Consider the following 10,425-nt stretch of genomic DNA (forward strand, 5'->3'; position numbering starts at 1 on the left):
CCGCGCCGTCTACCGTGCCATGCCGGCCGGGCTGCGCGACCGCTTCGCCCAGAAGGGGCTGATGTATGTCCGCAACACCGGCAACGGCCTCGACGTCTCCTGGCAGCAGGTGTTCGGCACCGAGGACCGCGCCGAGGTCGAAGCCTATTGCCGCAGCCACGGCATCGACTGCGAGTGGAAGCCGGATGGCGAGCTGCGCACCCGCCAGATCTGCCAGGGCACGATTGCCCATCCGGTGACCGGCGAGATGCTCTGGTTCAACCAGGCCCATCTGTTCCACGTCTCGAACCTGGAGCCCGAGGTGCGGTCGACCCTGATGGAGCTGGTCGACGAGCCGGACCTGCCGCGCAACGTCTGTTACGGCGACGGCTCGCCGATCGAGGACGAGACGCTGGCCACGGTCCGCGAGGTGCTGGAGGCGCACAAGATCAGCTTCCCCTGGCAGTCGGGCGACGTGCTGATGCTCGACAACATGCTCACCGCCCATGCGCGGGCGCCGTTCAAGGGGCCGCGCAAGGTCATCGTCGCCATGGCCGAAGCGCACGGCCTGCACTGACGCTCCGGAGCCGGAGAAAGCCGTGTCGCTTCTCGGAATGCTGATCCGCGGGTCGCGGGCCCTGTTCGCGGCCGCCATCCTCGCCAGCCTGGCCTGCGGGGCTGGCGGCGCGCTGCTGGTGCTGCTGATCAACCGCGCCCTGCAAGCGCCGGCCGAGGCGCTGCCGCAATGGCTGCTGCCCTTCGCCGCCGCGGCGCTGCTGGTGATGGCGGCGCAGGTCGCGTCCCGCGCGCTGTTCGCCCGGCTCGGCCAGCAGGCCCTCGGCGGACTGCGCCAGCACATCGCCGAGGCGGTGGTGGCGGCGCCCTACCGGCGGCTCGAGATGGTCGGCCGGGCGCGGATCCAGTCGCTGCTGACCGATGACGCCTCGGCCATCGCGACCTTCTGCATGAGCCTGCCGATCCTGGTCACCAACGGCATCGTCATCCTCGGCGTCCTGACCTATCTCGCCGCCCTGTCGTGGGTCTTCCTGCTGCTGACCGCCGTGGTGCTGCTGCTCGGCTCGGTCGGGCACCAGCTCAGCTACCGGCGCGTGCTGTCGCATTTCCGCGAGGCGGGGCGGGGCCAGGACCGGCTGTTCGGCCATTTCGAGGCCCTGAATGGTGGCGCCAAGGAGCTGAAGCTGAACGCCGGCAAGGCACGGCGCTTTCTCGACGCGGTCCTGGCCGAGGCAATTGCCGCCGTGGGCAAGAGCCGAGTCCGCGGCCTGTCGCTGCTGGCCTTCGCCGATGGCTGGGGCCGTCTCCTGTTCATGGCGACGATCGGCACGGCGCTGTTCGCGCCGATCTGGATCGCGCCGGGGCAGGCCGGCATCGTCTCCGGCTACGTCATCGCCTTCCTCTACATCATGGGGCCGCTGGAGGGGCTGCTGGCCAACATCCCGCATCTCGGCATGGCCCGGGTGGCGCTCGGCCGCATCGACGACACGGTGCGGCGGCTGGAGGTGAGGGATCAGGCCGCCGCGGCGCCCCCGGCCGGGGCTGAGGTCACGCTGGCGCTGGAGGGGGTCACCCACGGCTATTACGACGAACGCGAGGATGAGGTCTTCACCCTCGGCCCGATCGACCTGACCTTGCGGCCGGGCGAGATCACCTTCCTGGTCGGCGGCAACGGCAGCGGCAAGACCACGCTGGCGAAGCTGGTCACCGGCCTCTACGTGCCCGAGGCTGGCACCGTCCGCGTCGACGGCCGGCCGTTGGCCGAGCCGGGCGGCGAGGAGCACCGGCAGCTGTTCTCCGCCGTGTTCTCCGACTTCCACCTGTTCGAGACGCTGCTGGAGGCGGCGGACGGGTCGCTGGACGACCGCGCCAACAGCTGGCTGCGGCAGCTCCATCTCGACCACAAGGTCGCGGTTCGCGGCGGCGCCTTCTCCACCCGCGACCTGTCGCAGGGCCAGCGCAAGCGCCTGGCGCTGGTGGCGGCCTGCCTCGAGGACCGCCCGGTGATGGTGTTCGACGAATGGGCGGCCGACCAGGACCCGCAGTTCAAGGACGTGTTCTACCGCGAGGTCCTGGCCGAGCTGAAGGCGCAGCGTAAGGCCGTGCTGGTCATCACCCATGACGACCGTTGGTTTGGGCTGGCCGACCAACTGATCAAGCTCGAGCGCGGCCAGGTGGTCGAGCGCATCGGCCCCGCCGCGGCCGGGCCGGCGCTGCGCGCCGTCAACGGCCACGATCTCTCCCTCTCGCCGGTGTCATGAGGTTCGCCGTGGGTGACGCTGCCTTCGATCTCCGCCCGCGCCGCGACGCCACCGTCCCGCTGGCGCTGGACTATGCCGATGCCGAGACGCTGGTCGAACTGCTGCGCCGCCGCGCCGCCGCCGACGATGGTGGCCCGGCGCTGCGCTTCCTGGCCGATGGCGAGACGGTCGGCGCGACGCTCGACTATCGCGCCCTGGACCTGCGGGCTCGGGCGGTGGCGGCGCATCTGCAGGCGGTGGCGGCGCCGGGCGACCGGGCGCTGATCCTGCTGAACAGCGGGCCGGACTACGTCGCCTCCTTCTTCGGCTGTCTCTATGCCGGGGTGATCGCCGTTCCGGCCTATCCGCCGGAGGGGATGAGCCTGCACCAGGTCAAGCGGCTGCAGGGGATGGTGAAGGATGCCGGCGCCCGCCTGCTGCTGACCGACCGCTCGCACCAGGCCTCGGTGGAGGCTCTCTGCGCCGGCCAGGACGGTGTCGGCGTGGTCGCCGTCGACGCCCTCCCGCACGTGCTGGCGGAGGCCTGGCGGCCGTATCCGGCCAAGGGCGACGACATCGCCCTGCTGCAATACACCTCGGGCTCGACCTCGAACCCCAAAGGGGTCGAGGTCACCCATGCCAACCTGATCGACAACCAGAAGATGATGGTGCATGGCTGCGGCGTCACTGCGGCCGACGTGCTGGTCTGCTGGCTGCCGCTCTACCATGACATGGGGCTGATCTCCGGGCTGATGCTGCCCTTCTTCGCCGGCATCCCGCTGGTGATGATGGCGCCGCAGCATTTCCTTGCCCGGCCGGCGCGCTGGCTGGAGGCGATCCACCGCTTCGGCGGCACCTTCAGCGGCGGCCCCGACTTCGCCTATCGCCTGTGCTGTGAGCGGATCAGCGATAAGACCCTGGCCGGCCTCGACCTTAGGTCCTGGCAGTTCGCCTTCTCCGGGTCGGAGCCGGTGCGCGCCAGCACGCTGGCCGATTTCGCCGCGCGCTTCGCCCCCGCCGGCCTGCGGCGCGAGGCGCTGGCCCCGGCCTATGGCCTGGCCGAGGCCACGCTGACCATGTCCTGCAGCCCGCGGCCGCACCACTATGTCACGCTGCGCGTCGACCCGGCGGCGCTGGCGGCGCACCGGGCGGTGCCGAGCGCGGCGGGCGTCGAGCTGGTCAGCAGCGGCCGGCCGATCCGGCCCGGCCAGCTCCGCATCGTCGACCCCGAGACGCTGGAGCCGCTCGGCGAAGGCAGGGTCGGCGAGATCTGGCTGGCCGGCGGCAGCGTCACCCGCGGCTATTGGCGGAATCCGGAGGCGACGGGCAAGGTCTTCCTCGATCGGGGCGAGGGGACCTGGCTGCGCAGCGGCGATCTCGCCTTCCTGCATGAAGGTGAGCTGTTCATCACCGGCCGGCGCAAGGATGTCATCATCATCCGCGGCCAGAACCGCTATCCGACGGATATCGAGGCGGTGATCGAGGCGGGGGTGCCCGGCATCCGCAACGGGCGGATCTCGGCCTTCCCGGTCGACCATGACGGCCGCGAGAGCATCGGCGTGGCGGTCGAGATCAGCCGCAGCACCCAGCGCAAGATCGCGCCGGAAGCGCTGGTGGAGGCGATCGAGCGCATCGTTGTCGAGACCCAGCAGGAGCCGGTGGCGCTGGTGGCGCTGCTCGAGCCCGGCACGCTGCCGCGCACCACCAGCGGCAAGCTGCAGCGCTCCGCCTGTGCCGAGCGGCTGGCCTCGGGCGAGCTGCAACCCTGGCATCTCTACCGCCGCTCGTCGGCCCGCGACGGTGCGCCGGACCGGGAGCCGCCGCGGGACGGGGCGGAGCGGCGCCTGGCGGCGATCTGGGCCGAGCTCTTGGATTGCGGGCCGATCGGCCGCGACGACCAGTTCCTGGCCCTGGGCGGCCATTCGCTGCTGGCGTTGCAGGCGATCGACCGGATCCGCGCCGAGTTCGGCGTCGAGCTGCCGCTGCGCGAGGTCTTTGCGCCGCACAGCCTGGCCGAGCTCGCGGCCCGGCTGGAGGCGGCGCCCCGCCAAGCGTCCGAGGCCGGTCTGCCGCCGGTCGTGGCCGTGCCGCGGCGGGCGGAAATGCCGCTGTCCCTGGCGCAGCAGCGCCTGTGGCTGGCTGAGCGACTGGCGGGGGAGGCGGCGCGCAGTGCCTACAACCTGACCGGCCAGCTGCGGCTGACCGGCCCGCTGTCGCGCCCGGCGCTGGAGCGGGCGCTCCATGGCCTGCTGGCCCGGCACGAGATCCTGCGCACCGCCTATCCGGAGGATGCCGACGGCGTGCCGGTGGTCCGGGTCGATTCCGAGGCTGCCCTGTCGCTGCCCGAGATCAACCTCTCGGCGCTCGACCCCGCCCGGCGCGAGGCACGGCTGGCCGAGATCGAGGCGGAGGAGGCGCGGCGGCCGTTCGACCTGGCGGCGGCGCCGCTGCTGCGCGCCACCCTGCTGCGGCTCGGGCCCACCGATCACAGCCTGCTGCTGGGCCTGCACCACATCGTCGCCGACGGTTGGTCGATCGGCGTGCTGATCGACGATCTCGGCGCGCTGTACCGGTCCGCGCTGGTGCACGGCCCGGCCGATCTGGCGCCGCTGCCGGTGCAGTATCTCGACTATGCGCAATGGCAGCGCCGGCTGCTGCAGGGCGAGCTGCTGGACCGGCAGAAGGCCTTCTGGCGCGACCGGCTGGCCGGCGTGCCGCAGCGGCTGGAGCTGCCGGCCGACCGGCCGCGCCCGGCCGTCGCCTCCCAGGCTGGCGACAGCGTCCGCTTCAGCCTGCCGGGTCCGCTGGTGGCGCGGCTCGAGGCGCTGGGCCACGCCCGCGGCGGTACGCTGTTCATGGTGCTGCTGGCGGCATTCGAGACGCTGCTGCACCGGCTGACCGGCGCCACCGACTTTATCGTCGGCACCGATGTCGCCGGCCGGCCGCGGCGCGAGCTCGACCGGCTGGTCGGCTTCTTCGTCAACGTTCTGCCGCTGCGCGCCCGGCCCGACCCGGCGCTGTCCTTTGCCGATCTGCTGGACCGGGTGCGCGAGGACTCGCTGCAGGCCTTCGAGCAGCCGCTGCTGCCCTTCGACCAGATCGTCGAGGCCGCCGGCACGCCGCGCGACCGCGCCCGCAACCCGCTGGTGCAGGTGCTGTTCGTGCTGCAGAGCACGGCGCGCGGCCGCTTCGGCGTCGACGGGCTGTCGGCGGAGCTGCGGCCCGCCCAGGCCCATGGTTCGAAATTCGACATGGCGCTGTTCCTCGACCCGCTCGGCCCCCGCGCCGCGCAGGGCCTCGAGGGCGAGTGGGTCTTCGCCACCGACCTGTTCGCCCGGCCGCGCGTCGGGCGTCTGGTGGCCGCCTGGACCGCGCTGCTGGAGCAGATCGCCGAAACCCCGGACCGCTCGCTGAGCGGCTTCACCCTTCCCCCCCTGGAGGAGTCCGCGATGTCGTCGACCGCGTCGCCGTCCGAAACCGCCGGCGCTGCCCGCATGGGCGCCAAGCTGGACAAGCTGAAGAGGTTCGCATCCCCCGCCGCCCGCCCGGCCGCGGTGCCGGCGCGCGAGTTGGTGCGGACCTCGTCGCTGACTCCGGGCGCGATCTTCCCGCTGGTGGTCGAGCCGGCCAGCGCCGATCTCGACGCCATGGCCTGGGCCGCCGCCCATCGCGACCAGGTCGAGGCCTGGCTGCGGCGCCATGCCGGCCTGCTGTTCCGCGGCTTCGGCCTGACCACGCCGCAGGAGTTCGAGGCCTTCGCCGAGGCGCTGCAGCCCGGTCTCTACGGCTCCTATGGCGACCTGCCGAAGAAGGAAGGAGGCCGCAACACCTACCGCTCCACGCCCTACCCGGAGCGGAAGATGATCCTCTATCACAATGAGAGCTCGCACCTGCCGCGCTGGCCGCGCAAGCAGTGGTTCTTCTGCGAGCAGCCGTCGCCGGTCGGCGGCGCCACCCCGATCGTCGATTGCCGCGAGCTGTACCGCCGGCTGCCGGCGGAGCTGGCGGAGCGCTTCGACCGCCTCGGCCTGACCTATGTCCGCACCTTCACCGAGAATCTCGACGTCGATTGGCGCGACTTCTTCAAGACCGAGAGCCGCGAGGAGGTCGAGGCCCGCTGCCGCGCCGCCGGGGTCGACTTCGCCTGGCTCGGCCGGGACGAGCTGCAGACCCGCACCCGCTGCCCGGCGGTGATCACCCATCCGCTGACCGGCGAGCGCTCCTTCTTCAACCAGGTCCAACTGCACCACACCCGCTGCCTCGACGCCGATGTGCGCGAGGACCTGCTGGCCATGGTCGGGCCCGAGCGGATGCCGCGCCAAGTGTTCTACGGCGACGGCTCGCCGATCGAGGACGCGGTGATGGACCTGATCGGCGAGCTGTACGAGGCCTGCGCCGTGCGCTTCGATTGGCGCCGCGGCGACGTGGTGATGCTCGACAACATGCTCGCCGCCCACGCCCGCGACCCATATGAGGGCCCGCGCCGCATCGTCGTGGCGATGGGCGACATGGTCGACCGCAGCAGCCTGGGGGATGCGCGATGACCGACCTCGCGCTTTCCGCCGGGGCGGAGACCTGGCCGCTCGGCCCCGAGCAGCGCGTCGCCGCGGAGCATCCGGACGATACCGCGGTCCTGGTCGTCGGCATCTCCGGCGATTTGGATGAGGCGCGGATGCGCGCCGCCCTGCTGCGGGTCGCCGGCCGGCACGACATCCTGCGCACCGCCTTCGTCGCCGTCCCCGGCTTCCGCGGCCTGCGCGCCCGGCTGCTGAACGCACCGGCCGAGCCGGTCTGGTCGGTGCTCGACCTGCGCGGCCGGGCCGATGCGGCCGACGCCACGGCCCGGGACTTGGCGGCGCAGAAGGCCACCGGCTTCGACCTCGCCTCCGGCCGCACCCTGCGGGCCGCGCTGTATCGCCTGGGCGGTGCGGAATGGCGCCTGGCGCTGCTGGCCTCGCCGCTGGTGGCCGATCGCGGTTCGCTCGTCCTGATCCACCGCGCGCTACGTGTCGACTATGCGGGTGCCGCCGTCCCGGCCAACGAGGACGGCGTCGCCTACGCGCAATATGTCGAATGGCGCGCCGAGATGGCGGCCGACGAGGACGCCGCCGAGGGCCGCCGCTATTGGCAGGACCATCTCGGCCCCTCGGCGCCGCCGACCCTGCATCTGCCCTATCGCCGAGAGGCCGGCACGGGCATGCGGGACAGCCGCGAGGCCGCGATCGACGCCGCGGTGGCGCAGCGGCTGGCGGATCTCGCCGCCGCGCGCGGCATCGGGCTCGACGCCGTGCTGCAGGCGGCCTGGTGGGCGCTGCTGGCGCGCATCTCCGGCCGGGCCGAGCTGGTGGCCGGCTGGCAGCACGATTGCCGTCGCGACTACGACGCCTTCGCCTACACCATCGGGCCGTTCGAGAAGGTGCTACCGCTCCGGCTGACGGCCGATCCGGCGGAACCCTTCGCCGCCTTCCTGGACAGGCTGGCGCCGGTGCTGGACAGCCATCGCGGCTGGCAGGAGCATTGGCCGGTCGAGGCGCCGGGCCGCAGCGACCATCTCGTCGCCGGCTTCCGCATCGCGAGCCAGGCGGCCGATCGCGGCGCCTGGCGCTTGGTCTCGGCGGACGGCACCCGACCCTTCGAGCTGGCGCTGCAGGCCGACCTGGCCGAGGACGGCAGCCTCCGCGCCCTTGCCCTGCATTGGGACGGCGGCCGGTACGACGCCGCGGCGATGGAAACGCTGCTGGAGCAGGTCGTCACCCTGCTGTCCGGGCTGCCGGACCAGCTCGACACGCCGCTCGGCCTCCTGTCGCCGGTGGGCCCGGCGGAACTGGCGCGGCTCGCGGCCTTCGATGCCACGGCCCAAGCTCCGGCGCCCGGCCCGTCGCTGCCGGCGCTGATCGCCCGCTGGGGCCGCGAGACGCCGACGGCGCCGGCCCTGGCCGGAAGCGGCATCGCCCTCGACTATGCGGGGCTGAATGCGCGGGTGGACGGGCTGGCCGCCTGGCTCGTCGCCCATGAAGTCGGCCGTGAGGCCATTGTCGCGCTCGACATGGCGCGCTCTCCGGACATGGTGGTCGCGCTGCTCGCCGTCTGGCGCGCCGGCGGCGCCTATCTGCCGCTTGACCCGCAATGGCCGCAGGCGCGGCGGCAACTGCTGCTTGACCAAGCCAGGCCGGTGCTGGTGCTCACCAATGCGGCCGACCCGGTCGCCTCCGACACGATCCCGGTCCACGCACTGGCCGCTGCGATGGCGGAGCCAGTTTCGGCGGACCTGCCCGACCTCGACGAGGACGATCCGGCCCGCGCCGCCTATGCCCTGTTCACCTCCGGCTCGACCGGCACGCCGAAGGGCGTGGTGATCGAACACGGCCAGTTGCGGACCTATGTCGAGGCCGTGAGCGAGGCGCTTGGCCTCGCCGCCTGCCGGCGCTTCGCCCTGACCTCGACCGTCGCCGCCGATCTCGGCAACACCGTGCTGTTCGGCGCGCTGCGCCTCGGCGCCGGCCTGGCGGTGGCCGATGAGGCCGAGATGGCTGACGGAGCTGCCTTCGCCGGCTTCTTGCGACAGCACGACATCGACTGCGCCAAGCTGGTGCCGTCGCATCTGGCAGCGCTGCTCGACGCGCCGGCGCCGGTGTTGCCGGCCACGCTGATCCTGGGTGGCGAGGCCACGCCGAAAGCGCTCGTCGACCGGATCCTCGCGATCGCGCCGCAATGCCGGGTGTTCAACCATTACGGCCCGACCGAGACCACGGTCGGCGTGCTGATCCATGCCCATGACGCCGCAGCCCCGGTGTGGGCCGGCGACGCCCTGCCGCTCAGCCGTCCGCTCGCCGGCAGTGCGGTGCTGGTGCTCGACGCCGCTGGCCGGCCGGTGCCGACCGGCGCGGTGGGCGAGCTGCATATCACCGGCGCCCAGCTCAGCCGTGGCTATCTGCACGTCGACCCGGCTGGCGCCTTCATCGAGCATGAAGGCCGAAGGCTCTACCGCAGCGGTGACCTGGCACGGCACCTGCCGGATGGCTCCCTGCAGGTGGTCGGCCGGGCCGACCATCAGGTGAAGATCCGCGGCTACCGGGTCGAGCCGGGGGAGGTCGAGGCCGCGCTGCAGGCCCTCGACGGCGTGCAGCAGGCGGCGGTGGTGGTGCACCGGCCGGAGGGCGGGGAGGCGCGGCTGGTCGGCTTCGTCACCTTGGCCTCAGGCGACGTCGCGGCGCTCCGCCCGGCCCTGGCCGCGCGCCTGCCCGGCCCGATGGTGCCGGCGCAGATCGTGGCGCTGGACCGGATGCCGCGCCTGGCCAATGGCAAGATCGACCGCCGCGGCCTGCCCGATCCGGCCATCCTGGCCGAGACCAGCGCCAAGGTGGCGCCGCGCGACGCGGTCGAGACCCTGCTGCGCCAGGTGGCGTCGGAGCTGCTGGAGCGGCCGGTGGAGGCGATCGGCGTCACCGACGACTTCTTCGACATCGGCGGCAACTCGCTGCAGGTGATCAAGCTGGTCGCCCGCATCCGCAAGCTGTTCCAGCTCGAGGTGCCGCCCGGCATCGTCTTCGACCATCTCAGCATCGCCGCTTTGGCCCAGGCGCTGCGCGGCCATGCGGCGCCGGGCCGGATCGAGCAGATCGCCGGCCTGCGCCTCAGCCTCGACGGCATGAGCGAGGCCGAGCGGGCGGCTCTCCTGGAGAAGGCCCGTCAGGCCAAGGCCCTCTGAGACCCATGAACGACATCGACAACGACGCGCTGCTGGCGCTGCTGCTGGATGACGAGGCGGCGGATCCGGATGCGATCCGTCCGCGCGACAGCGGGGCCTCGGCCCCGCTGTCCTTCCAGCAGCAGCGCCTGTGGTTCCTGCAGCACTACGATCCGGAGGGCGCGGCCTACAACTCCGTCCGCGCGCTGCGGCTGCGGGGGAAGCTGGACGTGCCGGCGCTGGAGGCCGCCTTCCGCCGGCTGGTCGAGCGCCACGCCGTGCTGCGCACCCGCTTCGAAGGCGGGGAGGGCGAGCCGCGGCAGGTGGTGCTGCCGTGGGTCGATGTCGCGATCGAGCAGGCCGTGCTGCCCGCGGCCGGAACGCCGGGGGCGGAGCTGGCGCTGTCCGCCTGGCTGCAGGCGCGGATCCGCCGCCCGTTTGACCTTGCCCGGCCGCCGCTGCTGCGCGTCGCCCTGGCCCGGCGCGGCGAGACGCCTGCTGGCG

The 10,425-nt window shown here is 72.7% G+C and carries 5 protein-coding genes; all 5 read left to right on the forward strand.

Annotation, left to right across the window (positions count from 1 at the left end; genetic code table 11):
• On the forward strand, positions 1-556 hold a 556-nt coding region (locus tag ABDW35_RS23365), incomplete at its 5' end, for a TauD/TfdA family dioxygenase (RefSeq protein WP_343716265.1).
• Between the two features lie 22 nt (positions 557-578).
• Positions 579-2,255: a cyclic peptide export ABC transporter gene (locus ABDW35_RS23370; protein ID WP_343716266.1), complete on the forward strand. Its 1,677-nt coding sequence runs from the start codon at positions 579-581 to the stop codon at positions 2,253-2,255.
• Positions 2,256-2,263: 8 nt separating this feature from the next.
• Complete coding sequence (locus ABDW35_RS23375; RefSeq protein WP_343716267.1) at positions 2,264-6,778, forward strand: condensation domain-containing protein; 4,515 nt, start codon at positions 2,264-2,266, stop codon at positions 6,776-6,778.
• Entirely contained in the window at positions 6,775-9,942 is a 3,168-nt protein-coding gene (locus ABDW35_RS23380) for an amino acid adenylation domain-containing protein (protein WP_343716268.1), read from the forward strand. The genes ABDW35_RS23375 and ABDW35_RS23380 overlap by 4 nt, the downstream gene beginning before the upstream one ends.
• 5 nt (positions 9,943-9,947) lie before the next feature.
• Positions 9,948-10,425: condensation domain-containing protein (locus tag ABDW35_RS23385; RefSeq protein ID WP_343716269.1), on the forward strand; the 478-nt coding region annotated here is incomplete at its 3' end.

The organism is Inquilinus sp. (genome assembly GCF_039594555.1).
Taxonomy (GTDB): domain Bacteria; phylum Pseudomonadota; class Alphaproteobacteria; order DSM-16000; family Inquilinaceae; genus Inquilinus.

Excerpts from the sequence above, each read along its gene's own strand:
- ABDW35_RS23380 (WP_343716268.1), top strand. The coding sequence starts at position 6,775 with ATGACCGACCTCGCGCTTTCCGCCGGGGCGGAGACCTGGCCGCTCGGC.